This is a genomic window from Pseudomonas sp. AP42 (assembly GCF_001728935.1).
Taxonomy (GTDB): domain Bacteria; phylum Pseudomonadota; class Gammaproteobacteria; order Pseudomonadales; family Pseudomonadaceae; genus Aquipseudomonas; species Aquipseudomonas lactis.
The window spans coordinates 1-26174 of sequence record NZ_LYSO01000053.1 but is presented as its reverse complement, the minus strand read 5'-3'; the positions used below and the strand labels follow the sequence as shown (position 1 = coordinate 26174).

Sequence of the window (26174 nt, the reverse complement as noted above, 5' to 3'; positions counted from 1 at the left end):
CGGCGCCTGTGAGGTTTTCGCGAGCAAGCTCGCTCCTACAGAGGGTCCATTGCCCGCATCGAGAGATGCGGGCATTTTTTATTTCACCTGTTCAGCTCCATCACTGAACTGCAACGCCGCCAACCGCGCATACAGCGGGTTGCTCGCAATCAACTGCTGATGCGTGCCCACTGCCACCAGCTTGCCCTGGTCCATCACCGCAATGCGGTCAGCATTCTTCACCGTGGCCAAACGGTGTGCGATCACCAGCGTGGTGCGCCCCTGCATGAGTTGCGGCAGCGCTTGCTGGATCAGGTGTTCGCTCTGAGCGTCGAGGGCGCTGGTGGCTTCGTCCAGCAGCAGGATCGGTGCGTCGACCAACAGGGCGCGGGCGATGGCCAGGCGTTGACGTTGGCCGCCTGAGAGGCCCTGGCCACTTTCGCCGAGGTGGGTTTGGTAGCCGTCGGGCATTTGCAGGATGAAGTCGTGGGCGTGGGCAATACGCGCGGCGGCTTCCACCTGTGCGGTGGTAGCGGAAGGGTTGCCGTAGCGGATGTTGTCCTCGACGCTGCCAAAGAACAACGCCGGGCTCTGGGACACCAGGGCGAAATGGCGCCGCAGGTCTAACGGGTCAAGCTCGGTCAGCGGCTGGCCTTCAAGCAGGATGCGGCCTTGCTGGGGGTCGTAGAAGCGCAGCAGCAGGTCGAAGATCGTCGACTTGCCCGCACCGGACGGCCCTACCAACGCCAGGGTTTCGCCCGGGTTGATGGTGAGGTTCAAGCCGTCGATGGCGTAGCTGTCCGGTCGCGAGGGGTAGGAAAAACGCAGGTCTTGCAGTTCCATGCGGCCGCTGACCCGTTCTGGCAAACGTACCCCGCCTGTGGCCGGCGCCTGGATGTCGTTGCCTGACTGCAACAGTTCACCGATCCGCTCGGCCGCCCCGGCGGCACGCTGCAACTCGCCGAGCACTTCGCTCAGGGTGCCGACAGCGCTGCCGACAATCAGGCTGTAGAACACGAACGCCGCCAGCTCACCGCCGGAAATGCGCCCGCTGATCACGTCCATGCCGCCCACCCACAGCATCACGCCCACCGCGCCGAGCACCAGCATGATCACCAGGGTAATCAGCCAGGAGCGCTGCAAGATGCGCTTACGTGCGGTGATGAAGGCGTCCTCGACGGTGACGGCAAAGCGCTGTTCGTCCTGCACCTGATGGTTATAGGCCTGCACGGTCTTGATCTGGCCCAAGGTCTCGGCGACATAGCTGCCAACGTCCGCGATACGGTCCTGGCTCAAACGCGACAGGCTGCGCACTCGGCGCCCGAAGATCAGGATCGGCGCCAGCACCAGCGGCAACGCCACCACCACGATGCTGGTGAGCTTGGGGTTCGTGATAAACAGCAACACGATGCCGCCGATCACCATCAGCGCATTGCGCAAAAACAGCGACAGCGATGAGCCGATCACCGATTGCAGCAAGGTGGTGTCGGTGGTCAGCCGCGACTGGATTTCCGAGCTGCGGTTGTTCTCGTAGAAGCCTGGGTGCAGGTAGATCAGGTGGTTGAACACTTGCCGGCGAATATCGGCCACCACCCGCTCGCCAATCCACGACACCAGGTAAAACCGCGTGAAGGTGCCCACGGCCAGGCCGAGCACCAACAGCATGAACAGGCCGATGGACTGGTTGAGCAGGTGCGGCGACTGGGTCATGAAGCCCTGGTCCACCAGCAGGCGTATGCCCTGGCCCATGGACAAGGTGATGCCAGCGGTGACGATCAGCGCCAGCAGTGCGCCAAGCGCCTGCCAGCGGTAGGGTGCGATAAAGCGGCTGGCCAGGCGAATCGCACGGCGTTGACGGATGGAGAACATGGGAGGTATCACCAATGAGGAATCTGTACCCTCCAACATTGGGGGAACTTGCGCGAATAACAATGAGTCAGGTTAATTATGCCCACCGATGCAGGCCGCTAGAGGCTATCGGTCTAAGCCTCATCTGGAAATATGTACCGGTTTCTGGTGGACTGGGTGTTCAAACCGATGAGCGTGTAAGGAGTTGTAACGGCGCGTTCATGCGGGGGAATTAAAGTAGGTACACAACCTGATGAGGAGACAGGCCATGACCTTGCAAAATAGCAGCGACGCCAAGATTGAAGTGATCCGCCAGCCGCAACAGTTGCCTTGCTCGTATATCGATGCCAAAGGCCAGGAAGTGCAGATTACCGAAGAAATGATCCAGCAAGCCTGCAGCGAACTGGAACAGCGACTGGTCAAGCCTGCCCAGCAAGGCTGAAGCGCCCACGCTCTTTCAAACCCGGCCCCGGTGGCCGGGTTTTTTGTGTCCCTGTAGGAGCGAGCTTGCTCGCGAAAAACGCCAACGATAACGCAGCGTTTCTGATTTAACGCGGCGCCCTCAGGTTTTTCGCGAGCAAGCTCGCTCCTACAGTTATAGGTTATAGGTGTTCGGCACCCAGAGCAGTGACGATCTGTGACAGCACCGCCGACTCCCCCTTGATGCGCACCTTCAAGCCATCGATCTCGCGACGTTCCGGGTAATGCTTGCGCAGCAGGTCAAAGGCCTGGCGCTGTTCCTGCACGGTACCTACCAGGCTGCGACGGAAATCCGCATCGTCACGGCGTGGGTCGTACACACTGCGGCACAAGGTCGCCAGCGCCCAGGCCGGGTCAGTCGTAGCGTTAAGGTGCATCTCGGCCAGCCAGGGGGCCGGCAGCAAATCACTCAGCTGGATACTCGGCTCATGGCCCAGGTGCGCACACAGCGCCTGGTAAATCTGCGCGGTGCCGCGCTGTTTGCCATCGAGGCTGTAGCCGGCGATATGGGGCGTGGCCAGCACGCACAGGTCTGCCAGCTCGACATCCACCTCGGGCTCGCCTTCCCACACGTCCAGCACCGCTTGCAGGTCTTCGCGCGCCAGCAACACCTCGCGCAGGGCGGCGTTATCCACCACCGCGCCCCGGCTGGCATTGATCAGCCAGGTGCCCGGCTTGAGCTGTTCCAGGCGCTGGCGATCAAACAGGTGCCAGGTCGAACCATTGCCGGACTTGATCAGCGGCGTATGCAAGCTGATCACGTCACAGTGCTCGATGATCTGCTGCAGGCTGACGTAATCACCGTCTTCGGTGACCTGGCGCGGTGGGTCGCACACCAACACATTCCAGCCCAGGCCCTTGAGCACCTTGACCAAGCGCCCGCCGACTTCACCGGCGCCGACGATGCCGTAGGTACGCTGCTTGAGGTCGGCGCCTTCGATTTCAGCCAGGGTCTGCAAGCTGCCGAGCACGTAGTCCACCACCCCACGCGCATTGCAGCCGGGCGCGCTGGACCACTGGATACCCGCTTGCTTGAAGTAGTCGAGGTCCAGGTGGTCGGTGCCGATGGTGCAAGTGCCGACAAAGCGCACGTTACTGCCCTCGAGCAGGGCGCGGTTGACGTTGGTCACCGAGCGCACCAGCAGTACATCGGCCTGCTCGACCGTGGCACGATCAATGGAACGGCCAGGCACACGGCGAATCTCGCCAAACCCTTCGAAGAATGCATCGAGCAGCGGGATATTTTCGTCGGCAACAATCAGCATGGCAGGCTCCTTTGGCGGAATGGCAGTGTACAGAAGATCCTGTGTAGGAGCTGGCTTGCCTGCGATTGCATCGACCCGGTTTGCCTGATGTACCGAGGTGCCCGCATCGCAGGCAAGCCAGCTCCCACAGGGATCAGCGCAGGCCTGGGAGCATTGCTTACAAATCCCTAACACAGGTTTTTTCCTGACCACTGCGTCAACGCGTAGAATCCGCCGTCCTTGCGACTGCCTTTTTATTGGACACCTGTACGTGAACACTGCCACCGCTACCCTCTCCCGCCCCGCCCGCATCAGCCGGGAAGTGCGCGGCCTGCTGACGCTGGCCTTGCCGATCATGATTGGCCAACTGGCAACCACCGCGATGAGCTTCGTCGATGCGGTGATGGCCGGGCGCGTGAGCCCGCAGGACTTGGCGGCGGTGGGCCTGGGTAATTCGATCTGGATCCCGGTGTACCTGTTGATGACCGGTACTCTGCTGGCCACCACGCCGAAAGTTGCCGAGCGTTATGGCGCGGGCAAACTCACCGAGATCGGGCCTCTGGTGCGCCAATCGTTGTGGTTGGCCGTGGTGGTCGGCCTCTGCGGCGCGCTGCTGTTGCTGTGCGCCGAGCCGATCCTGCATGCCATGAAGGTCGAGCCCGACCTGATCGAGCCGTCCATGGGCTACCTGCACGGCATCGCCGCCGGTATGCCGGCGGTTGCGTTGTACTACGTGTTTCGCTGTTTCAGTGACGGCCTGGGCCGCACACGGCCGAGCATGGTCATGGGCTTGTGCGGGTTGGCGCTGAATATTCCGCTGAACTACATCTTCATCTACGGCCACTTTGGCGTACCGGCCATGGGCGGCGTGGGCTGTGGCTGGGCTACCGCCATTGCGATGTGGGTGATGATGATCGGCCTGGCCATCTGGACGCGCTGGGGCGCGGCCTATCAAAGCAGCGAATTGTTCAAGCGCTTCGACTGGCCGCAATGGACGGTGATCAAGCGCATATTGGGCATAGGCCTGCCGATTGGTGTGGCGATCTTCGCCGAGTCGAGCATTTTCGCGGTGATTGCCCTGCTGCTTGGCAGCCTGGGCGCTACCGTGGTGTCCGGCCATCAGATCGCCCTGAACGTCAGCTCCCTGGTGTTCATGATCCCGTATTCCCTGAGCATGGCCGTCACCGTGCGGGTCGGCCAGGCGTTGGGGCGCGGCGAACCCCGGGAAGCTCGCTTCGCCGCCGGCGTCGGCATGGGCACCGCCCTGGCGTACGCGTGCTTTTCCTGCAGCTTGATGCTGCTGTTTCGCGAGCAGATTGCAGCGATCTACACCCCCGACCCGGTGGTGATCCACTTGGCGTCGATGCTGATCGTGTTTTCGGCGTTGTTCCAGTTCTCTGACTCGATCCAGGTCACCGCCGCGGGCGCATTGCGCGGCTACCAGGACACCCGGGTGACCATGGTACTGACCCTGTTCGCCTATTGGGGCGTGGGCCTGCCGGTGGGCTACGCCCTGGGCCTGACCAACTGGCTCGGTGAGCCCAGCGGCCCGAGCGGTTTATGGCAAGGGCTGATCGTGGGCTTGAGCTGTGCGGCGGGGATGTTGGTGGTGCGCCTGGCGCGCAGTGCACGCCGACGCATTCGGGCCGAAAAGGCGCAGGCTTAGTCGGCTTTCTTGCGGATCCAGTACAGGTAGGTGCCAGCATCTTCCTGCTGACCCACCAGTTCGTGGTCGAGAAACACGCAGAACTTGGGGATATCGCGACGGGTCGACGGGTCGGTGGCGATCACCTTGAGCAGGCCGCCCGCCGGCAGGTCGCGGATGTGCTGGTGCAACATCATCACCGGCTCTGGGCAATTGAGGCCGGTGGCGTCGAGGGTGCCGTCAACCGGCAGTTCAAGACTCATACTTCACTCCTAAAACTAACCCGGACTCCTGTGGGAGCGGGCTTGCTCGCGAAGACGCGGGCACATTCAACATAAATTTTGACTGTTATACCGCTTTCGCGAGCAAGCCCGCTCCCACATTTTGGATCTCAGCGGCTTTTGGTTTTCTTTACGTCTACCAGGCGGCGCAGGTGACATGTCACTTCTTCGCGGTCGTGGTAGAGCTGCTTGCAGCCGATCTCCACACGGATTCCACGCGCCTTGAAGCCCTCTTCGATGCGTTCCAGCAAACGCTTCACTTCGGCGTAACGCTGTTTCATCGGTAACTTCAGGTTCACCACCGCCTCGCGGCAATGCCCTTCGCCAATCCAGGTTTCCAACAGTGCCGCGTTGCGCGCAGGTTTCTCGACGATGTCGCAGACCATCCAGTCTACCGGCTGCTTGGGCACGAAGGTGAAGCCGTCGGCCATCAGGTGCTGCACCAGGCCAGTGTCCATCAGGCTTTCGGCCATGGGGCCGTTGTCGATGGCGGTCACCAGCATGCCACGGTTGACCAATTGCCAGGTCCAGCCGCCTGGCGCTGCGCCAAGGTCGACGCCGGTCATGTCGCCGTGCAGGCGTTCGTCCCACTGGTCACGGGGGATAAAGTGGTGCCAGGCCTCCTCCAGCTTGAGGGTCGAGCGGCTAGGCGCGTCACGCGGGAACTTGAGGCGCGGAATGCCCATGGGCCACATCGCCGAGTTGTTCGACTCGGCCAGGCCCATGAACACTTCGCGACCGCTCTTGAAGGTCAGCAGCAGGCGCGGCTTGCTCGGGTCGTCCACCAGCTTGCCGGCGTTAAGCAGGGCTTTGCGCAGGTGCACTTCGAATTTCTTGCAGAAGTTGGACAGTTCCTTGCCGTCGTTGGTGTCGACCATCTCCAGCCACAGGCTGCCGCACACAGGGAATTCGCGCAGGTGGGCGAGGATCACGCTGATGCGGTCGGTTTCCGGCAGGTCGATAAACACCCCGCGCGCCCACTGCCTCGGGAAGATCAGCTCGGCAAAGCGCTGGCCGTGCATCAGGCGCTGGGCGCCGTCTTCTTCGGTGCAGACAAATTCGGCGCAGGCGCTGCCGGTCTTGGCCTTGGCGTAGCCGGAAACGTTCAGGCGCGCGGCGTGCTCCGCGATCTCGGAACAGACTTCGCCTTCAAAACCCGGGCGGCAGTGCATAAAAAGGGTGTTCATTGAATCTCCTGGTGAATCAACCGGCGTTGCGCTATCGCAATACCTGTCATGAAAACGCGCGCATGATAGCCGAGTTCGGAACCTTGGACTCAGCGATAGAGTCCAGTTATTAGCCTGCTAATGAAAACAGCGCTAACGTGATAGCTCTGTTCGTCCCGTCAGGTCCGTAGCCGTGCGGACCATAAGGAGTCATGTAATGTCATCCCTTGATAGCCTGAGAACCCTTAAGACACTGCACATAGACAGCAAAACCTACCACTACTTCAGCCTGCCCGAAGCCGCCAAGAGCCTGGGTGATCTGGACAAGCTGCCGATGTCCCTCAAGGTGCTGCTGGAAAACCTGCTGCGCTGGGAAGACGCCAAGACCGTCACCGGCACCGACCTCAAGGCCATCGCCGCCTGGCTCAAGGCGCGCCAGTCTGACCGCGAGATCCAGTATCGCCCCGCCCGCGTGCTGATGCAGGACTTTACCGGCGTACCCGCCGTGGTCGATCTGGCCGCCATGCGCGCTGCCGTGGCCAAGGCCGGTGGTGACCCGCAGCGCATCAACCCGCTGTCCCCGGTGGACCTGGTGATTGACCACTCGGTAATGGTCGACAAGTTCGGCAGCACCAGCGCCTTTGAGCAGAACGTCGATATCGAAATGCAGCGCAACGGCGAACGCTACGCCTTCCTGCGCTGGGGCCAGAGCGCCTTCGACAACTTCAGCGTGGTACCGCCGGGCACCGGCATCTGCCACCAGGTCAACCTCGAATACCTGGGCCGCACCGTGTGGACCAAAGAGGAAGACGGCCGCACCTACGCCTTCCCCGACACCCTGGTCGGCACCGACTCCCACACCACCATGATCAACGGCCTCGGCGTACTCGGCTGGGGCGTGGGCGGCATCGAAGCCGAAGCGGCCATGCTCGGCCAGCCGGTGTCGATGCTGATCCCGGAAGTGATCGGTTTCAAACTCACCGGCAAGCTCAAGGAAGGCATCACCGCCACCGACCTGGTGCTGACCGTGACACAAATGCTGCGCAAGAAAGGCGTGGTGGGCAAGTTCGTCGAGTTCTACGGCGACGGCCTGGCCGATTTGCCCCTGGCCGACCGCGCGACCATCGCCAACATGGCCCCGGAATATGGCGCGACCTGTGGCTTTTTCCCGGTGGATGAGGTGACGCTGGATTACCTGCGCCTGTCCGGCCGCCCGGCTGAAACGGTCAAGCTGGTGGAAGCCTATACCAAGGCCCAGGGCCTGTGGCGCAACGCCGGCCAAGAGCCGATCTTCACCGACACCCTGGCCCTGGACATGGGCACTGTCGAGGCCAGCCTTGCCGGGCCCAAACGCCCACAGGATCGCGTTGCCCTGCCGAATGTCGGCCAAGCGTTCAGCGATTTTCTCGACCTGCAATTCAAACCCACCAGCAAAGAAGAAGGCCGCCTGGAAAGCGAAGGCGGGGGCGGCGTTGCCGTGGGCAATGCCGACCTGGTCGGCGAGGCGGATTATGAATACGAAGGCAACACCTATCGCCTGAAAAACGGCGCGGTGGTGATTGCCGCGATTACCTCCTGCACTAACACCTCCAACCCCAGCGTGATGATGGCCGCCGGGCTGGTGGCAAAGAAAGCCGTGGAAAAAGGCCTGACCCGCAAGCCCTGGGTGAAAAGCTCCCTGGCGCCGGGCTCCAAAGTGGTCACCGACTACTACAAGGCGGCGGGCCTCACCCAATACCTGGACAAGCTTGGCTTCGACCTGGTGGGTTACGGCTGCACCACCTGTATCGGCAACTCCGGGCCGCTGCCCGAGCCGATCGAAAAAGCCATCCAGAAGGCCGACCTCACCGTGGCCTCGGTGCTGTCCGGTAATCGTAACTTCGAAGGCCGCGTGCACCCACTGGTGAAAACCAACTGGCTGGCCTCCCCGCCCCTGGTCGTCGCCTACGCGTTGGCCGGCACCGTGCGCATCGACATCAGCAGCGAGCCGCTGGGCAATGACCAGCAGGGCAACCCGGTGTACCTGAAGGACATCTGGCCCAGCAGCCAGGAAATCGCCGAGGCAGTGGCCCAGGTCAGCACCAGCATGTTCCACAAGGAATATGCCGAAGTGTTTGCCGGCGACGAGCAGTGGCAAGCCATTGAAGTGCCGCAGGCAGCCACCTACGTGTGGCAACCGGATTCCACCTACATCCAGCACCCGCCGTTCTTCGACGACATTGCTGGCCCGCTGCCGGTGATCGAGGACGTCAAGGGCGCCAATGTGCTGGCCCTGCTGGGGGATTCGGTGACCACCGACCACATCTCCCCTGCCGGCAATATCAAGGCCGACAGCCCGGCCGGGCGCTACCTGCGCGAACAGGGCGTGGAGCCGCGTGACTTCAACTCCTACGGCTCACGCCGGGGCAACCATGAAGTGATGATGCGCGGCACCTTCGCCAATATCCGTATCCGCAATGAAATGCTCGGCGGCGAGGAAGGCGGTAACACGCTGTATATCCCCACTGGCGAGAAAATGGCGATCTACGATGCCGCCATGCAGTACCAGGCCTCGGGCACACCGCTGGTGGTGATCGCCGGCCAGGAATACGGCACCGGCTCCAGCCGCGACTGGGCGGCCAAGGGCACTAACCTGCTGGGCGTCAAGGCGGTGATCGCCGAGAGCTTCGAGCGTATCCACCGCTCCAACTTGGTGGGCATGGGCGTGTTGCCGTTGCAGTTCAAGCTGGATCAGAACCGCAAGACACTCAAGCTCACCGGCAAGGAGAAGATCGATATCCTCGGGCTGACCGATGCCGAGATCGAGCCGCGGATGAACCTGACGCTGGTGATCACGCGGGAGGATGGCAGCAGCGAGAAGGTTGAAGTGCTGTGCCGGATTGATACCTTGAATGAGGTGGAGTACTTCAAGGCCGGTGGGATTCTGCACTACGTGCTGCGCCAGTTGATCGCGTCCTGACCAACGCCGCAAAACTAATGTGGGAGCGGGCTTGCTCGCGAAGGCGGTGAGTCAGTCAAGAATGTATCGACTGACACTCAGTATTCGCGAGCAAGCCCGCTCCCACAGTTTTGACCGTATTTCAGATCAGCCGAACAGCCACTTCCACAACAGTACCAAGACGACTACCGCCAGCACCGGCCGCGCAATGCGGTAGGCCTTGGGATGCTTGCGTTTCCACTGCTTGACCTGGCCGCTGAACTTGTCGCTGAAGGTCTTGCTCCAGGCGTACGCCTGGTTGATGCCGCCCACGCGCTCGTCATCGAGGTTCTGCGGCGCCGTGGCACGGCCAAGCTGCTTGCTGACCCAGCGGTTGATGCGGGTCATCACGCGGTTGCTCAAGGGGCGCTCAATGTCGCAGAACAGGATCACACGGGTCTGTTCGGTTTCGTTTTTCACCCAGTGCACGTAGGTTTCGTCGAACATCACGTCTTCACCGTCGCGCCAAGCGTAGACCTGGCCGTCGACGAAGATACGGCAGTCGTCGGAGTTCGGCGTGGACAGCCCCAGGTGATAACGCAGGGAACCGGCGAACGGGTCGCGGTGCGGGTTGAGGTGGCTGCCGCCCGGCAACAGCGCGAACATCGCGCCCTTGACGTTAGGGATGCTGCTCACCAACGCCACGGTCTTGGGGCACAGTGCCTCGGCCGATGGCAGCGGTTTGTCGTACCACTTGAGGTAAAAACGCTTCCAGCCCTTCTTGAAGAACGAACCGAAACCGGCGTCGTTGTTCTTTTCGGCGGCGCGGATGTAGCCCTCGTCGAACAGGTGCATGGCCTCTTCGCGGATCACTTCCCAGTTGTCCTTGAGCACATCCAGTTCCGGGAACTTGCTGCGGTCCAGGTACGGTTTGGACGGCACCGCGGAAAACAGGTACATCAGGGCGTTATACGGGGCGAACAGCGCCGAATGGTTGACGAACTGACGCAACATCGGCAAACGGGCCTTGCCACGCAGGTGCACATACAGCGTGCTGCCGATGAACAGCAGCAACACCGACAATTTGGCGGCCAAAGAAAAGGTCATGCAGCAACTCCTGGAAATAAGCGCCTGGCCAGCCAATTTCCATCAATGGGAAACCAGACGTAACAGCCGGCCATGATAAACACTTGAGCCATTATGCAGAAGGCCCAGGAAAACAGACTGACCTGTATCAACCCCCCGCACCCCTTGTAGGAGCGAGCTTGCTCGCGAAGAACGTCAACGATAACGCGGGCTTACTGGTTCAATGTGGTGCTCTCAGGTTTTTCGCGAGCAAGCTCGCTCCTACAGTATTCAGGCCTGGTTTTCCTGCTCGGTAAACAAATCACTGAACAACATACTCGACAGGTAGCGCTCACCGGAGTCCGGCAAGATCACCACGATCGTCTTGCCCTGCATTTCCGGCTTCTCGGCCAGGCGCACGGCCACGGCCATGGCGGCACCACACGAGATCCCGCACAGAATGCCCTCTTCCAGCATCAAGCGCCGGGCCATGGCCTTGGACTCTTCGTCAGTCGCCAGCTCCACACGGTCGACCATCGACAGATCGAGGTTTCTCGGCACGAAACCGGCACCGATGCCCTGGATCTTGTGCGGGCTGGGCTTGATCTCTTCACCCGCCAATGCCTGGGTGATCACCGGGGAAACCATGGGCTCCACGGCCACCGACAGAATCGGCTTGCCCGCCGTGTTTTTGATATAGCGTGATACCCCGGTGATCGTGCCGCCGGTCCCCACGCCTGCCACCAGCACATCCACGGCGCCATCGGTGTCGCTCCAGATTTCCGGGCCGGTGGTTTTCTCGTGAATGGCAGGGTTTGCCGGGTTGTCGAACTGGGCCGGCATAAAGTAGGTGGCCGGGTCGCTGGCGACGATCTCGGCGGCCTTGTCGATAGCACCCTTCATGCCCTTGGCCGGCTCGGTCAGCACCAGTTCGGCGCCCAGAGCCTTGAGCACTTTACGGCGCTCAAGGCTCATGGACGACGGCATGGTCAGCAGCAGTTTGTAGCCACGGGCAGCGGCGACAAAGGCCAGGCCGATACCGGTGTTGCCTGAAGTCGGCTCGACAATGGTCATGCCCGGCTTGAGCTTACCGCTACTTTCCGCATCCCAGACCATGCTGGCGCCAATGCGGCACTTCACCGAATAGCCCGGGTTACGTCCTTCGATCTTGGCCAGGATCGTCACGCCCCGCGGCGCGATGCGGTTGATCTGAATCAGGGGCGTGTTACCGATGGAGTGCGCGTTGTCTGCAAAGATGCGGCTCATGGCGGTTCCTATTATCGAGGCGTTGGGAAAGGCCCCAAGGGTATGCCTCGTGCTCCCAAGCGTCCAGACGGAGGAACGTTGCGCCAATCAGAACAGTCAATCTCCTACAAGCAAGGAGAACTGCCCTATGAAACGTCGCTACAGTTGGCCGTTAGGGACCATCGCCGCTCTGGTGCTGGTGTTGATTGCCATCCACCTTGCGCTGCCCTACCTGGTGCGCAACTACCTGAACGACAAACTCGCCAACATGGGCGATTACCGTGGCGAGATTGCCGATGTGGACCTGGCGCTATGGCGCGGCGCCTACCGGATCAATGGCCTGCAAATCGTCAAGGTGGACGGCAAGGTCCCGGTGCCGTTCGTCAAGGCGCCGCTGATCGAGTTCGCGGTGAGCTGGCATTCGCTGTGGTACGACCATGCCGTCGTGGCCGAGGGGCATTTTGTGCGCCCTCAGATCAACTTTGTCGATGGCGGTGCCAACAAGCAGGCGTCCCAGACCGGTAAAGGCACCGACTGGCAGGAGCAACTGCGCAAACTGTTACCGATCACCCTCAACGAAGTGCGCATCGAAGACGGTGAGATCGCCTTCCATAACTTCAGCTCCAAGCCCCAGGTGAATATCAACGCCACCGGGGTCAACGCCAGCTTCTATAACCTGACCAATGTGGTGGATGTCAAAGGCAAGCGCGACGCGCGCTTCGAAGGCAAGGCACTGCTGCAAGGCCAGGCGCCTCTGGAGGCCAACGCCACTTTTGATCCGCTGAGCGATTTTGAAGAGTTCGAATTCCGCTTCCGCGCCCGCGACCTGCAACTCAAGCGCATGAATGACTTCGCCTCAGCCTATGGCAAGTTCGACTTCAAGGCCGGCACGGGTGACGTGGTGATCGAAGCCCAGGCTGAAAATGGCCGGCTCACCGGCTATATCAAGCCGCTGCTGCGCGATGTGGAGGTGTTTGACTGGCAACAAGACGTTGAAAACCGGGACAAGAATATCTTCCGCTCGATCTGGGAAGCCGTGGTGGGCGCCAGCGAAACCGTGCTGAAAAACCAGCGCAAAAACCAGTTCGCCACCCGTGTGGAGCTGAGCGGTAGCGTGCATCAGCAAAATGTCAGTGCGTTTTCGGCGGTGATCGCGATTCTGCGCAATGGGTTTATCCAGGCGTTCAATGCTCGGTACGAACAGCCCAAGCCCAGCGCTGATTAACCCTGTGGGAACTGGCTTGCCTGCGATGGCGGTGGGTCAGTTAACTAATCTGTCGCTGATACACCGCTATCGCAGGCAAGCCAGCTCCCACACGTCCTGCATGGGCCAGGGCCGATGTGACCCGCCATTCAGAGACTGAATGCCCCGTCTGCGTTCACAGTCGCCGGGGCTGCGCGGTATAGTCAGGCCATTGATGAATTCGAGGAATGACCGATGAAGTTCGAAGGCACCCAGGCCTATGTGGCTACCGATGACCTGAAACTGGCCGTCAACGCCGCCATCACCCTGGAGCGGCCGCTGCTGGTCAAGGGCGAACCGGGCACCGGCAAGACCATGCTTGCCGAGCAACTGGCCGAATCCTTCGGTGCCAAGTTGATCACCTGGCACATCAAGTCCACCACCAAGGCCCATCAAGGCCTGTACGAGTACGACGCGGTCAGCCGCCTGCGTGACTCGCAACTGGGCGTGGACAAGGTGCACGACGTGCGCAATTACCTGAAGAAGGGCAAGCTGTGGGAAGCCTTCGAGTCCGAAGAGCGGGTGATCCTGCTGATCGATGAAATCGACAAGGCCGACATCGAGTTCCCCAACGACCTGCTGCAAGAGCTCGACAAGATGGAGTTCTACGTCTACGAAATCGACGAGACCATCAAGGCCAAGAAGCGCCCGATCATCATCATTACCTCCAACAACGAAAAAGAGCTGCCGGACGCGTTCCTGCGCCGCTGCTTCTTCCACTACATCGCCTTCCCCGACCGCACCACCTTGCAAAAGATCGTGGATGTGCACTACCCGGACATCAAGAAAGACCTGGTCAGCGAAGCGCTGGACGTGTTCTTCGATGTGCGCAAGGTGCCGGGCCTGAAGAAAAAACCTTCCACCTCCGAGCTGGTCGACTGGCTCAAGCTGCTGATGGCCGACAATATTGGCGAAGCGGTGCTGCGCGAGCGCGACCCGACCAAGGCCATCCCGCCCCTGGCCGGCGCTTTGGTTAAGAACGAGCAAGACGTGCAGTTGCTGGAGCGTCTGGCGTTCATGAGCCGTCGCGGTAATCGCTGATGCTGCTCAACCTGTTCAACGAAATGCGTGCCGCCAAGGTACCGGTGTCGGTGCGCGAGCTGCTCGACTTGATCAACGCGCTCAAACAGCGCGTGACCTTCGCCGACATGGACGAATTCTACTACTTGGCCCGGGCGATCCTGGTCAAGGATGAACGGCATTTCGACAAGTTCGACCGGGCCTTCGGCGCCTATTTCAACGGCCTGGAAAAGCTCGACGACCACCTGCAGGCGCTGATCCCCGAGGAGTGGCTGCGCAAGGAATTCGAACGCTCGTTGAGCGATGAAGAACGCGCGCAGATCCAGTCCCTCGGTGGCCTCGACAAGCTCATCGAAGAATTCAAGAAACGCCTGGAAGAACAGAAAGAACGCCATGCCGGTGGCAACAAGTGGATCGGCACCGGCGGCACCAGCCCGTTTGGTTCCGGCGGCTACAACCCCGAAGGCATTCGCGTGGGTGACGCCGGCAAGCGCCAGGGCAAGGCGGTGAAAGTCTGGGACCAGCGCGAGTACAAGAACCTCGACGACCAGGTGGAACTGGGCACGCGCAACATCAAGATCGCCCTGCGCCGCCTGCGCAAATTTGCCCGCCAGGGCGCAGCCGAAGAGCTGGACATCGATGGCACCATCGACCACACCGCCCGCGATGCCGGCTTGCTGAACATCCAGATGCGCCCCGAGCGGCGTAACACCATCAAGCTGTTGCTGCTGTTCGACATCGGCGGCTCGATGGATGCCCACGTGAAGATCTGCGAAGAGCTGTTCTCCGCGTGCAAGACCGAGTTCAAGCACCTGGAGTACTTCTACTTCCATAACTTCGTGTACGAGTCGGTGTGGAAGAACAACCAGCGCCGCACTTCCGAACGCACCTCCACCCAGGACCTGCTGCACAAATACGGCGCCGATTACAAAGTGATCTTTATCGGTGATGCGGCCATGGCACCTTATGAAATCACCCAGGCCGGCGGCAGTGTCGAGCATTGGAACGAGGAGCCGGGGTATGTGTGGATGCAGCGCTTCATGGCCAAGTACAAGAAGCTGATCTGGATTAACCCCTACCCGAAAGATACCTGGGGCTATACGGCATCGACGGGGATTGTGCGGGAGTTGGTGGAGGATCAGATGTATCCGCTGACGCTGCGTGGGTTGGAAGAAGGTATGCGTTTTCTCTCAAAATAAACGCAGATCCACATGTGGGAGCGGGCTTGCTCGCGAATGCGGTGAGCCAGTCGCCGAAGTTGCTGACTGATACACCGCATTCGCGAGCAAGCCCGCTCCCACATTTGGTTTGTGGTGTTATTTGAAGCGCTGCAAAAACTTGATGTGCTGCCGATGCGCCGCCTCCTGCACCACCGGTGCCAGCCGCACCTTCTGCCCCGGCAAACACTGCGCCAGCCGCGCCAAGGATAAAGGCGTCAACGCGCCCAACCGCGGATAACCACCGATGGTCTGCCGGTCATTGAGCAACACAATCGGCTGCCCATCCGGTGGCACCTGGATCGCGCCCAACGGTATCCCTTCGGAAATCAACGACGGCCCCTGGTACTGAAGCGGCGTGCCCAGCAAGCGCATGCCCATGCGGTCGGCGCGGCTGTCCAGGGCCCATTCGCTGTTGAAGGCATCGAACAGGCTCTGCCCGCTGAACTGGCCTATCTGCGCGCCGATGATCACGTCCAGTGATGCAGCGGATTGCACATCCGGGTTAGCCAGCACCTTCATTGCGCCGCCCGTACCGGAATAAGCCAACCGCCCACCTTCGGCCAACGCCTTGCCGAAACCGTCCACCCCGCCCAACGCTTCGCGCACGACCGTGGCACAACTGCCCAGTACAACCTGCGCATCAAAGCCACCGGGCGCGGCCAGATAAGCGCGTGCCCCGTTGAACGGCTGGGTGAAACGCAGGCGTTGGCCCTTTTGCAGGATAAAACTGCGACCGGGGCTTATCGCACGCTCATCGACATAGGCGCCCAGATCCGCACCGGCCAAGGCCAGCAGGCAATAGTCCTCGGCCTGCAGGGTAAAGCCGCCCAGGGTGATTTCCACGACGGGCGCATCCAGGGCATTGTCCAGCAGCCAGTTGGCCCAAGACATCGACACCCAATCCAGCGCGCCGCCCTGGGTCACGCCCAGATGACGCACGCCAAACCGCCCGGCGTCCTGCAACAGGCACAGCGGGGTACTGGCCTCGATGATCAAGCGGCTCATGCCTGCGCCTCCAGCGGCGTGTCATCGCCACCCAGATTGACGAATTCGGCGTGGCTGACCGGGGCGAAGCGCACCGTGTCACCGGGCTGCATCAGGCTGTAGCCGTCGCGCTCACGGTCGAACAGTTTGGCCGGGGTGCGGCCGATCAGGTTCCAGCCGCCTGGGGACACCACCGGGTACGCGGCAGTTTGTCGTTCAGCGATGCCGACACTGCCGGCGGCCACGCGTTTGCGCGGCGTGTTGAGGCGCGGTGTGGCAAGTATTTCATCCACCAGCCCCATAAAGGCAAACCCAGGGGCAAAGCCGAGGGCGAACACCTGGTACTCATGGGCGCTGTGGCGGCGGATCACCTCCTCGACAGTCAGCCCGCTACGCTGGGACAGCAAAGTCAGTTCCGGGCCGACACTCAGGTCGTACCACACCGGCAGCACATGGCACTGGCCACTGCCCTGAGGCTGGGGTTGCAGATCGGTGAGGGCCTGGTCGATCAGCGCCCGGGCCTGGGCCGGGGTGAGCGCCGTGAGATCGTAATGCACCATCAAGGTGGTGTAGGACGGCACCAGGTCCACCAAGGCCGGGCCAAAGCCATTGCGCAGGCGCTCGGTAGCCGCGAGCATCCACGGCATGTTGGCTTCGGCGATCACGTCAAACAGGCGCACCATCAGGCAGTCGATCGCCACCACTTCAATGCGTGGGTTCATGCTGTTTTCAACGCTTCGCGGATACGCTGCACGGCGGCGACCGAACTGGCATTGTCGCCATGCACACACAGGGTATTGGCCTGGAGTACCAATGGGCTGCCGTCGCTGGCAATCAGCGCTTCGCCACGGGAAAAGGTCAGGGCCTGCTGCACGATGGTGTCGGCATCGTGATGCACCGCGCCCGGCAACTGCCGGGACACCAAGTGGCCGTTACTGTCATAGGCACGGTCGGCAAAGGCTTCGAACCACAGGGTCACGCCGTATTCGTCGCCCAAGGCTTGGGCTGCGCGGTTGTCACGGGTGGCCAGCAGCATCAGCGGCAGGTCGCCGTAGGCCGCCACGGCCTGGATCACCGCACGCAACTGCGCGGGGTTGGCCATCATGTCGTTGTACATCGCACCATGGGGTTTCACATAGCTGACGCGCCCGCCCTGGGCCCGGCAGATGCCGTCCAGCGCGCCGATCTGGTAGTGCAACAGGTCCTGGATTTCCTGCGGCGTGTAGTTCATGGAGCGCCGGCCGAAGCCTTGCAGGTCCTGGTAGGCCGGGTGGGCGCCCACTTGCACGCCATGCTTGAACGCCAGGCTGACGGTCTTGCGCATGATGCTCGGGTCGCCGGCATGGAAACCGCACGCCACGTTGGCGCAATCAATGAACGGCATGACCTCGGCGTCCAGACCCATGGTCCAGTTGCCAAAGCTTTCGCCGATGTCGCAGTTCAGTAGCAGGCGGCTCACGGGGGTCGCTCCTGTAGGCTTTGTTTTCTTGTAGTGTGGGATTTTTTACGCAGAACTCGCAACTTGTCCTGACACCCCGACGACGCTTATCGTGGAATAGCTCGATTTTTGGCGTTTGCCCGGTGCGACGTCCAACTAATAAAAACCGATCCATGCATAAGAAAAAGTTGATCCCATGAATTTGAAGTTCCTCGAAACCTTCGTCTGGGTGGCCAAGCTCAAGAGCTTCCGGCTCACGGCCGAGAAGCTGTTCACCACTCAAGCCTCGATCTCCAGCCGCATCGCCGTGCTGGAAAGCGAGTTGGGGGTGAAGCTGTTCCTGCGTGACTCGCGTGGCGTGAGCCTGACCCCGGAAGGCTTGAAAGTGCTCGACTATGCCGAGCAGATGATGGTGACCATGCAGGGCCTGAAACAGTCCCTGGAGACCACCAGCAGCAAGGTCGGGCGCATTCGGATCGGCGCGATGGACACGGTGATCCACACCTGGCTGAGCCCGCTGGTTGCTGAGCTGATGAAGCTGTACCCGCTGGTAGAGATCGAGTTGATCGCCGATACCGCGCTGAACCTCAGCGATCAGCTGCAAAAAGGCTTCCTCGACCTGATCCTGCAAACCGACCTGCTGCGTCTGGAAACCGTGCGCAGCCTGGAGCTGGCCAGCCACCCCATGGCCTGGATCGTGGCCAGCCAGTCGATCTACAACCGCGACTACGCGTCCCTCGCCGAACTGGCCCAGGAACGCATCATCACGTACTCGAAAAACTCACACCCGCATCAGGACGTGTTGGGTTTGATGCAGGCCAATGGCGTGGCCGCACCGCGCATGAACTGCGTGAACTCGGTGTCGGCGATCACCCGGTTGCTGCGCGATGGCTTCGGCATTGGCGCGCTGCCACCGGTGCTGGTCAGCGAAGAGCTGGAGCGAGGGGAATTGGTGATGCTGCCCATGGCCCAGCGCCTGCCGAACTTGCAGGTGGTAGTGTCGTGGCGCGTGGGGGTGGAATTGGTGGAGGAGATTGTGGGGTTGTGCCAGAAGGTGGTGGCGCGCTATGCCGAGGAAGTCGGTGCAGAACGCATGCAACTGAATAAACCCGATTAACACTGTGGGAGCTGGCTTGCGATAGCGCTGGGTCATCCTGAACATCTGTGACTGGACCACCGCTATCGCAGCATAGGTATCTACACAACTTTGGTGCGACGCTGGACCTGTGGCGAGGGAGCTTGCTCCCGTGACGACCGGACAACTGGCGCCTATCTCCCTGAGGCACCGCGATCCAAATGTGGGAGCTGGCTTGCCTGCGAAGACGGCCTAACAGTCAACACAGTTGGACAGGGTACATATCCGTTATTTAGGTAACGGCCACTTAGGGTTCCGCCCTGACGGCGGCTCACTTTGCAAAAGCGGCAAAGTAAGCAAAACGCTCTTGCCCCACCACTCGGCACCTCGCCTGGGCTCGGTGTGCCCGTAATCCGCCAGTGATATGGGGGGCCGCCGCCACGCGCCATCCATGGCGCGGGGCGGCTAAACCGGCATCCCTGCCGGTTTACCCCCCCAAATCCCTGTCGAATTCCGGCCAGCGTGGTTTAACGGGGCGCCTAAGATCAAAATCAAGATCAAGAGCGACTCGCTGCGCATCGTGGTTAGCGTTTGCTGCGATGGCGGTATACCAGCGCCCGATGGGTAGACTGACCCGACGCCTTCGCAGGCAAGCCAGCTCCCACATTGGACCGAGTCGGCCCTGACTTAGAGGCCCTTGAGGTCGCGCTCTTCGATGGGCCGGCTCTGGCGCAGGCGCCGGCCGCCTAATACCACCCAATCGATCAAGCGATACAGGCATTCAATGCCGAATGACAAAAGCATCGCCCCGCCCAGGCCCCAGCCCATGGCTTCGGGCGTCAGCAGAATCTGGTAGCTGTAGCCATTCCAGGTCTCCAGACGGATATCCGGGTCGGCGGCCACCGCCACCTGCAGGGCGCGGATGTACCACGGGCCTTGCATGGCCTGGAATTGCTTGTCCAACTCGAGTTGGCGATCGAGCATGGCGCCCAGGCTGCTGGCGTCGCTCTGGAATACCGGGTCATCGCTGGCGCGGTAATGCGCCACCAAGGCTTGCATATCACCGTTGAAGAACTGCTGCGCCGTGGACTCGAAACCGCGCAAGCCGGTCTGGGCCTCGATCAGGTGGGCCTCGACGCGCTTGGCGTAGTCATTGATAAACCCCGGCACCTGCACGCCGACCAACAAGCCAACGGCAAACAATACCAACCGCAGATAGCTCAGCAACATGCTTGATTCCTTACTCGGTAACGCCCTGGCTGACACATTCACCGCGTCGCCACAGGCTCCATTGGCCCGGTTCGTAGCGGGTCCAGTTTTCGTTGTCAGTCAAGGGCTCGGTGGCGATCACCGTTACCACATCATTGGGGGTAGTTTCGGCCTGAAAATCGACGATCACGTCGACATCTTTCAAGCGCGCCGGGCCAAAAGGCGCACGCCGGGTGATCTGTGCCAGCTTGGTCGAGCAATAGCAGAACAGCCAGTCGCCGTCGCTGAGCAGGCAGTTGAACACGCCTTTGCTGCGGTACTCGGCGCAGGCGGCGATCAGGTCGGGTAGCACTTGTTCGATGTCCACCGGCTCGGGGAAGGCCTCGCGCACGCGGTTAAGCAAATCGCAGAACGCCGCTTCGCTGTCGGTATCGCCCACCGGGCGGTAGAAGGTGGCGCGGGGGTTGAAGTCCGCCAGTTGGCCGTTATGGGCAAAGCACCAGTTACGCCCCCACAGCTCACGTACGAACGGATGGGTATTGGCCAGGCTGACCTTGCCCACGTTGGCCTGGCGGATATGGCCGATCACCACTTCGCTCTTGATGGGGTAACGCTGCACCAGCAACGCGACTTCTGACTCGCTGCTGGCGGCCGGGTCCTGGAACAGGCGCAGGCCACGGCCCTCATAGAAGGCAATGCCCCAACCGTCGCGGTGCGGGCCGGTACGCCCACCGCGCTGCATCAGCCCGGTAAAGCTGAACACGATATCGGTGGGGACGTTGGCACTCATGCCCAATAATTCACACATGCCAGGGCTCTCGCTGCAGGGCAAACAACGTTAAAGGCGCGGCTCGACCCGCATACCACCGGCAGGCGCCGGGCGACGGAACGGTTCGTCGTCTTCCGGCTCGGCGGCCAAAGCGGCATCCGCAGCCGCCTTGCGCTCACGGCGAGCGTTGGCGGCGCGTTCGATGGGCCAGCGGACCAGCACGAACACGATGTACAGGGCAAACGCGATCATCGTGTACATGAACAGGTCGGAAATGGCGCGCCAGGCGTTGTTGCCGACCTTGAGCACCAGGTCCAGGGCGGTAATGGCCACGGCCGGCGCAAACTGGGTTTTGACCGGGTCGACGATGGTCGGGCTGAGCAGCAGCACCGCCATCAGCAATTGCAGGGGCTCGCGCAGCCAGCGCCAGATCCAGCGGGTCATGCGCCACCACACCAACAGGCAGCCCAAAGCGGCGAAGGCGTAGAGGCCCCAAGCGGTCAGATAGTCGTTCTCGGTCATGGTGTCCATGGCAAGGTTGGCAAACAGGCGGCTATGATAACGGCTTTTGCGTGTCGCGGCTGCAATGCCTGCCACCGTCTGCCAGATAGGGAATTATCCATGCCTATTTCCACCGCACCGATTGCCCGCAAGGCCCCAGGCCCAGACCCGTACGCCTGGCTGCAAGAACGCGACAACCCTGAGGTGCTCGACTACCTCAAGGCCGAAAACGCCTGGCAGGAAGCCCAACTGGCCGATCAGCAGGCGTTGCGCGAGACCCTGTTCGACGAGATCAAGGGCCGCATTCTGGAAACCGACCTGTCCCTGCCCTCCCCTTGGGGCCCGTATCTGTATTACACCCGCACCACCGCCGGTGACGAGTACGCCCGCCATTACCGCTGCCGCCGCCCGGCCGATGACAGCAACCAGGTGGACGCCAACAGCGAAGAGCTGTTGCTGGACCCGAACGTGCTGGCCAACGGCGGCTTTTTCTCCCTGGGCGCATTCAGCATCAGCCCCGACCACCAACGCCTGGCCTACAGCCTCGACACCAGTGGCGAAGAGATTTACACCCTGTTCGTGAAGGAATTGGCGACCGACAAGGTCAGCGAACTGGCGTTCGACAACTGCGACGGCAGCATGACCTGGGCCAATGACAGCCTGACCCTGTTTTTCGGCGAACTGGACGACACCCACCGTCCGCACAAACTGTATCGCTATCGCCTGGACGGCACCGCAGCGCAGGAAGTGTTCCACGAGCCCGACGGCCGTTTCTTCCTGCATTGCTACCGCTCAAGCTCCGAGCGCCAACTGTTGCTGGCCCTGGGCAGCAAGACCACCAGCGAAGTCTGGGCGCTGGACGCCGAGCAACCGCACCTGGCCTTCACCTGCCTGGCGCCGCGGGTCGAAGACCACGAATACGATGTTGACCACGGCAAGCGCAATGGCCAGTGGACCTGGTTTATCCGCAGCAACCGCGACGGCATCAACCATGCGCTGTACGTGGCCGCCGACACCGGCACGCCGCCCACCGAAGCCGACTGGCAGAACCTGATCCCCCACAGCGATGAGGTCATGCTCGACGGCGTGAGCCTGAACGCCAACGCCATGACCTTGAGCCTGCGCATTGGTGGCCTGCCGGTTATCGAAGTGCACCCTGAGAACGTGCCGGCCTATCGGGTGCAATTGCCTGACGCCGCCTACAGCCTTTACGTGCAGAACAGCCTGGAGTTTCCCAGCGATAAGATCCGCCTGCGCTATGAGGCCTTGAAACGTCCGGCCCAAGTGCGCCAACTCGACCTGGCGACAGGCGCGCAGGTCGTGCTCAAGGAAACCCCGGTGCTGGGCGTCTTCAACGCCGACGATTACGTCAGCCAACGCCTGTGGGCCACGTCCGCCGACGGCACCCAGGTGCCCATCAGCCTGGTGGTCAAGCGTGACCAGCTCGGCAAGCCGACGCCGCTGTACCTCTATGGCTACGGTGCCTACGGCTCAAGCCTGGACCCGTGGTTCTCCCATGCGCGCCTGAGCTTGCTCGACCGTGGCGTGGCGTTTGCCATCGCCCATGTGCGCGGCGGCGGTGAGCTGGGTGAGGCCTGGTATCGCAACGGCAAGCAGGAACACAAGCAGAACACCTTCAGCGACTTTATCGCCTGCGCCGAGCATTTGATCGCCCAGGGCCTGACCACCTCCCGGCAACTGGCGATCAGCGGCGGCAGTGCCGGCGGCCTGTTGATCGGCGCGGTGCTCAACCAGCGCCCGGAGTTATTCCAGGCGGCGATTGCCGAAGTGCCGTTCGTCGATGTGCTCAATACCATGCTCGACCCGGAACTGCCGCTGACCATCACCGAGTACGACGAATGGGGCAACCCCGAGGACCCCGAGGTGTATGCGCGCATCAAGGCCTACGCGCCGTACGAGAACGTGCGCGCCCAGGCTTACCCGGCCACGCTGGTGATCGCCGGCTATAACGACAGCCGCGTGCAGTACTGGGAAGCCGCCAAGTGGGTGGCCAAGCTGCGCGATACCAAGACGGACGACAACCTGCTGCTGCTCAAGACCGAGCTGGGTGCCGGCCATGGCGGCATGAGCGGGCGCTATCAGGGGCTACGTGACGTCGCCCTCGAATATGCCTTTGTGTTCAAGGCCCTCGGCCTGGTCTAACCGCCTGGCGTCTTTGGCTTGCTGTCGTTCTGCTGCAGGCCAGGGACCGTCTGGTCCTTGGGCGGCGCCGGCAGCACGATGGGCGCCAGCGGTGGCGCGCCATTATGGGTCTTGGGCGCTACGGGCGGCGTGACTTGCGGGTACAACGTGGGCGTTGGCGTGCCCGGCGCGCCTGGGGTTGGCGTGGGCGCGACCGGTACGGTTTGTAACTCCTGAGCCTGCGCGTTACCCAATGCGAGCGCGCTCAACACAATGACCGTTAGAATGCTGCACTTCATCGATGGCTCCATGGCCTGACCGGAATGCCTTAAGGCTACTCCCAACCGCGCAAGAATGCCCTTCCCAATGAGATTTCCATGAAACGTTTCGTTCTGCTGGACACCACCCCAATCCCCGACAACGGCGGCGCCTTGTGCCTGTTCGAATACGGCGAAGACTTTGTCATCAAGATCCAGGGCGGTGACGGTGGCCAGTTGATGAACACGCGCATGCACGGCTCCGAAGATGCCCTGGCGGAGATTCCTTGCCGCAAGGTGGCCGGGCGCCCGGGTTCACGGGTGCTGATCGGCGGCCTGGGCATGGGCTTTACCTTGGCCGCGGCGCTCAAGCATTTGGGCAAGAGCGCCGAAGTGGTGGTGGCCGAACTGGTGCCCGGCGTCGTGGAATGGAACCGTGGGCCGCTGGGGGAAAAGTCCGGACGCCCGCTGCTGGACCCGCGCACCGTGGTCCGCCAGGAAGACGTGGCCAAGGTACTGCAGGCCGAACCCCAAGGCTTTGACGCGATCATGCTCGACGTCGACAACGGCCCCGAGGGGCTCACGCAAAAAGCCAACAGTTGGCTGTACTCGGCCAGTGGCCTGGCCGCTTGTGCCAAGGCCCTGCGGCCCAAGGGTGTGCTGGCGGTGTGGTCGGCCAGCGCCGACAAGCTGTTCAGTGACAAACTGCGCAAGGCCGGCTTCAAGGCCGAGGAAGTGCAAGTATTTGCCCATGGCAACAAGGGCACCCGGCATACCATCTGGATTGCAGAGAAGCTCAAGGGCTGATCGCGGTTGATTCAATCGCGCCAATCCCCTGTGGGAGCGGCTAGAATCAACCTTGTCCGTGAACCACCCAATAATAGCCAGGAGCCATGATGAGCTCGAACAACCCGCCCTCCCACACCGCCAAGCTGGACCGCATCCTCGCCGATGCCCAGCGCGACCGCGAAATGGGCTACCGCGATAAAGCCTTGAAGATGTACCCCCACGTGTGTGGCCGCTGCGCCCGTGAGTTTTCCGGCAAGCGCTTGAGTGAACTGACCGTCCACCACCGTAACCATAACCATGATGACAACCCCCAGGACGGTTCCAACTGGGAGTTGCTGTGCCTGTACTGCCACGATAACGAACACTCGCGCTACACCGACCAGCAGTACTTCGGCGAAGGCTCCACCAGCAGCCCGAGCATTGCCAAGGCAACGCACAACCCGTTTGCGGCGTTGGCGGGGTTGATGAAGAAGGACGACTGAAGCCCTGGCTGACTGTCCTGGCCCTTTCGCGAGCAAGCCCGCTCCCACATTTTGATTTGTGAACACATTCAAATGTGGGAGCGGGCTTGCTCGCGAAGGCGGCGGCTGCCACAACACACAACTTGTTCCCGACCGCAGTCCCACATTCCCCGTATAATCGCCGTTTTTCTCAAGGCACCCTTCCCCGTGGGCAATAAACGCTACAGCTGCATCGGTCTGTATAACCCCAAATCCCCCGAAAATGTCGGCTCGGTGATGCGTGCCGCCGGCTGCTACGGCGTGGCCTCGGTGTTCTACACCGGCGTGCGTTACGAGCGCGCCCGGGATTTCATTACCGACACCAAGAAGGTGCACCACGACATCCCGCTGATCGGCATCGACGACCTGAAAAAGATCCTGCCCCTTGGCTGCATCCCGGTCGCCGTGGAACTGGTCGAAGGCGCCCGCCCGTTGCCTGAATACACCCACCCCGACCGCGCGCTGTATATCTTCGGCCCCGAAGACGGCTCCCTGGACAAAGAGATCCGCGACTGGTGCGAGGACGTGGTGTACATCCCCACCACCGGCTGCATGAACCTGGCGGCCACCGTCAACGTGGTGCTCTATGACCGCCTGGCCAAGGGCAACAACACCCGTTCGGGCCCCAAGTACTGAGATTGCGGGAACATCCGGCACGTGCGCGCAGTCAGCTAGTAACACTTGCCCTTATTGGAGACTGATCATGAGCGACAGCAAAACCTTGCGACCTGTCATCGAAGCCACACCGTTGAAGCCTCAACCTACCCAGAACGTGCATGGCTGGGAGCGCATCGGCTCGGTGGCCGGCGGTGCGATGATGGTGGGTAAAGGCCTGCGCCGCGGCGGGATTTTCGGCTTGATCCAGGTGGCGATTGGTGGCGTGGCACTGGCCCGTGGCTTTACCGGGCACAGTTCGCTCAAGGACAAACTGGAACAGGGCCGTCAGGAAATGAACAGCGTGCGCACGAAAATCGAGCGCGCTGGGGAAGAGTTGAAGAACCTGAAGACCAAGGCCGAAGTGGCGGCGGAAAAGGCTGTGAAACCTAAAGCCTGATCCCTGCCTTCAAGACTGTGAAGATCTAAATTGTGGGAGCGGGCTTGCTCGCGAAGGCGGTGTGTCAGTCACGGATAGGCCTACTGAACCACCGCCTTCGCGA

The 26174-nt window shown here is 61.6% G+C and carries 25 protein-coding genes and 1 pseudogene; 13 read left to right on the top strand and 13 right to left on the bottom strand.

Annotated elements, in window-relative coordinates; translation table 11 throughout:
- Positions 1-78: 78 nt before the first annotated feature.
- On the bottom strand, positions 79-1848 hold the full coding sequence (locus tag A7K61_RS18410) for an ABC transporter ATP-binding protein/permease (protein WP_044272899.1): 1770 nt from the start codon (positions 1846-1848) through the stop codon (positions 79-81).
- Between the two features lie 247 nt (positions 1849-2095).
- On the opposite strand from A7K61_RS18410, the gene A7K61_RS33190 reads away from it, so the two are divergent.
- Positions 2096-2269 (top strand): PA1571 family protein, encoded by a 174-nt coding sequence (locus A7K61_RS33190; RefSeq protein ID WP_003189642.1) that lies wholly within the window; start codon positions 2096-2098, stop codon positions 2267-2269.
- A 160-nt stretch (positions 2270-2429) separates the two neighbouring features.
- On the opposite strand, the gene pdxB is transcribed toward A7K61_RS33190, so the two are convergent.
- On the bottom strand, positions 2430-3572 hold the full coding sequence (gene pdxB / locus A7K61_RS18405; RefSeq protein WP_069558101.1) for a 4-phosphoerythronate dehydrogenase PdxB: 1143 nt from the start codon (positions 3570-3572) through the stop codon (positions 2430-2432).
- Between the two features lie 250 nt (positions 3573-3822).
- Between pdxB and A7K61_RS18400 the strand changes: the two genes are divergently transcribed.
- A complete protein-coding gene (locus A7K61_RS18400) occupies positions 3823-5217 on the top strand; it encodes an MATE family efflux transporter (RefSeq protein ID WP_003189639.1) in 1395 nt (464 codons plus the stop codon).
- Here A7K61_RS18400 and tusA read toward each other — a convergent pair.
- Both tusA and rlmM read right to left on the bottom strand, forming a co-directional pair.
- Positions 5214-5459 carry a sulfurtransferase TusA gene (gene tusA, locus A7K61_RS18395; RefSeq protein ID WP_044272896.1) on the bottom strand — a complete coding sequence of 82 codons (246 nt, stop codon included), beginning with the start codon at positions 5457-5459 and terminating at the stop codon, positions 5214-5216. The genes A7K61_RS18400 and tusA overlap by 4 nt on opposite strands.
- A 128-nt stretch (positions 5460-5587) precedes the next feature.
- Positions 5588-6664 carry a 23S rRNA (cytidine(2498)-2'-O)-methyltransferase RlmM gene (gene rlmM / locus A7K61_RS18390; protein WP_069558100.1) on the bottom strand — a complete coding sequence of 359 codons (1077 nt, stop codon included), beginning with the start codon at positions 6662-6664 and terminating at the stop codon, positions 5588-5590.
- Between the two features lie 196 nt (positions 6665-6860).
- On the opposite strand from rlmM, the gene acnA reads away from it, so the two are divergent.
- The gene (acnA, locus tag A7K61_RS18385; RefSeq protein WP_044272893.1) at positions 6861-9602 is read left to right on the top strand and encodes an aconitate hydratase AcnA; all 2742 of its coding nucleotides are present in this window, start codon (positions 6861-6863) and stop codon (positions 9600-9602) included.
- 126 nt (positions 9603-9728) lie between these two features.
- Here the strand turns inward: acnA and A7K61_RS18380 are convergent, their stop codons facing one another.
- Positions 9729-10667 carry an aspartyl/asparaginyl beta-hydroxylase domain-containing protein gene (locus tag A7K61_RS18380; protein ID WP_005786126.1) on the bottom strand — a complete coding sequence of 313 codons (939 nt, stop codon included), beginning with the start codon at positions 10665-10667 and terminating at the stop codon, positions 9729-9731.
- A 158-nt stretch (positions 10668-10825) separates the two neighbouring features.
- Between A7K61_RS18380 and A7K61_RS34240 the strand changes: the two are divergent.
- Positions 10826-10918 (top strand): annotated as a pseudogene (locus A7K61_RS34240) (outer membrane lipoprotein carrier protein LolA); the annotation flags it as partial.
- Here A7K61_RS34240 and cysK read toward each other — a convergent pair.
- Positions 10917-11891, bottom strand: a complete 975-nt coding sequence (gene cysK, locus A7K61_RS18375; RefSeq protein WP_069558099.1) for a cysteine synthase A — start codon at positions 11889-11891, stop codon at positions 10917-10919. The pseudogene A7K61_RS34240 and the gene cysK sit on opposite strands and share 2 nt — an antisense overlap.
- Before the next feature lie 127 nt (positions 11892-12018).
- On the opposite strand from cysK, the gene A7K61_RS18370 reads away from it, so the two are divergent.
- The 3 genes from A7K61_RS18370 (at position 12019) to A7K61_RS18360 (ending at position 15332) form a co-directional block, all read left to right on the top strand.
- Entirely contained in the window at positions 12019-13095 is a 1077-nt protein-coding gene (locus A7K61_RS18370; RefSeq protein ID WP_069558098.1) for a DUF748 domain-containing protein, read from the top strand.
- Between the two features lie 213 nt (positions 13096-13308).
- Positions 13309-14154 carry a MoxR family ATPase gene (locus A7K61_RS18365; RefSeq protein WP_003210690.1) on the top strand — a complete coding sequence of 282 codons (846 nt, stop codon included), beginning with the start codon at positions 13309-13311 and terminating at the stop codon, positions 14152-14154.
- Complete coding sequence (locus tag A7K61_RS18360; protein ID WP_003189625.1) at positions 14154-15332, top strand: VWA domain-containing protein; 1179 nt, start codon at positions 14154-14156, stop codon at positions 15330-15332. The genes A7K61_RS18365 and A7K61_RS18360 overlap by 1 nt, the downstream gene beginning before the upstream one ends.
- Positions 15333-15449: 117 nt before the next feature.
- Here the strand turns inward: A7K61_RS18360 and A7K61_RS18355 are convergent, their stop codons facing one another.
- From A7K61_RS18355 to A7K61_RS18345, 3 genes are read right to left on the bottom strand one after another with little or no spacing between them, the layout of a single operon-like run.
- A complete protein-coding gene (locus A7K61_RS18355; RefSeq protein WP_044272892.1) occupies positions 15450-16358 on the bottom strand; it encodes a biotin-dependent carboxyltransferase family protein in 909 nt (302 codons plus the stop codon).
- Positions 16355-17059: a 5-oxoprolinase subunit PxpB gene (gene pxpB, locus A7K61_RS18350; RefSeq protein WP_069558097.1), complete on the bottom strand. Its 705-nt coding sequence runs from the start codon at positions 17057-17059 to the stop codon at positions 16355-16357. The genes A7K61_RS18355 and pxpB overlap by 4 nt, the downstream gene beginning before the upstream one ends.
- Entirely contained in the window at positions 17056-17796 is a 741-nt protein-coding gene (locus A7K61_RS18345; protein ID WP_044272890.1) for a 5-oxoprolinase subunit PxpA, read from the bottom strand. The genes pxpB and A7K61_RS18345 overlap by 4 nt, the downstream gene beginning before the upstream one ends.
- A 175-nt stretch (positions 17797-17971) precedes the next feature.
- Here A7K61_RS18345 and A7K61_RS18340 point away from each other — a divergent pair, with 175 nt between their 5' ends.
- A complete protein-coding gene (locus tag A7K61_RS18340) occupies positions 17972-18892 on the top strand; it encodes a LysR family transcriptional regulator (RefSeq protein WP_069558096.1) in 921 nt (306 codons plus the stop codon).
- A 645-nt stretch (positions 18893-19537) separates the two neighbouring features.
- On the opposite strand, the gene A7K61_RS18335 is transcribed toward A7K61_RS18340, so the two are convergent.
- Genes A7K61_RS18335 through A7K61_RS18325 form a run of 3 tightly spaced genes read right to left on the bottom strand, consistent with a single transcriptional unit; the run spans position 19538 to position 21425 of the window.
- Positions 19538-20080 (bottom strand): DUF2937 family protein, encoded by a 543-nt coding sequence (locus A7K61_RS18335; protein ID WP_003189617.1) that lies wholly within the window; start codon positions 20078-20080, stop codon positions 19538-19540.
- 10 nt (positions 20081-20090) lie between these two features.
- Complete coding sequence (locus A7K61_RS18330) at positions 20091-20867, bottom strand: class II glutamine amidotransferase (protein WP_003189615.1); 777 nt, start codon at positions 20865-20867, stop codon at positions 20091-20093.
- 30 nt (positions 20868-20897) lie between these two features.
- Complete coding sequence (locus A7K61_RS18325; protein ID WP_069558095.1) at positions 20898-21425, bottom strand: MFS transporter; 528 nt, start codon at positions 21423-21425, stop codon at positions 20898-20900.
- Positions 21426-21449: 24 nt separating this feature from the next.
- Between A7K61_RS18325 and A7K61_RS18320 the strand changes: the two genes are divergently transcribed.
- Complete coding sequence (locus A7K61_RS18320) at positions 21450-23492, top strand: S9 family peptidase (protein ID WP_069558094.1); 2043 nt, start codon at positions 21450-21452, stop codon at positions 23490-23492.
- On the opposite strand, the gene A7K61_RS18315 is transcribed toward A7K61_RS18320, so the two are convergent.
- Positions 23489-23770, bottom strand: a complete 282-nt coding sequence (locus A7K61_RS18315; RefSeq protein WP_032892870.1) for a hypothetical protein — start codon at positions 23768-23770, stop codon at positions 23489-23491. The two genes, A7K61_RS18320 and A7K61_RS18315, sit on opposite strands and share 4 nt — an antisense overlap.
- Before the next feature lie 78 nt (positions 23771-23848).
- On the opposite strand from A7K61_RS18315, the gene A7K61_RS18310 reads away from it, so the two are divergent.
- The 4 genes from A7K61_RS18310 (at position 23849) to A7K61_RS18295 (ending at position 26071) form a co-directional block, all read left to right on the top strand.
- A complete protein-coding gene (locus tag A7K61_RS18310; RefSeq protein WP_003189610.1) occupies positions 23849-24535 on the top strand; it encodes a spermidine synthase in 687 nt (228 codons plus the stop codon).
- A gap of 89 nt (positions 24536-24624) precedes the next feature.
- Complete coding sequence (locus A7K61_RS18305; RefSeq protein ID WP_003189609.1) at positions 24625-24999, top strand: YajD family HNH nuclease; 375 nt, start codon at positions 24625-24627, stop codon at positions 24997-24999.
- Positions 25000-25185: 186 nt separating this feature from the next.
- Entirely contained in the window at positions 25186-25653 is a 468-nt protein-coding gene (locus tag A7K61_RS18300) for an RNA methyltransferase (protein ID WP_003189607.1), read from the top strand.
- A 67-nt stretch (positions 25654-25720) separates the two neighbouring features.
- Positions 25721-26071 (top strand): DUF2892 domain-containing protein, encoded by a 351-nt coding sequence (locus A7K61_RS18295; protein ID WP_032892871.1) that lies wholly within the window; start codon positions 25721-25723, stop codon positions 26069-26071.
- The last annotated feature ends 103 nt before the right edge of the window (positions 26072-26174 follow it).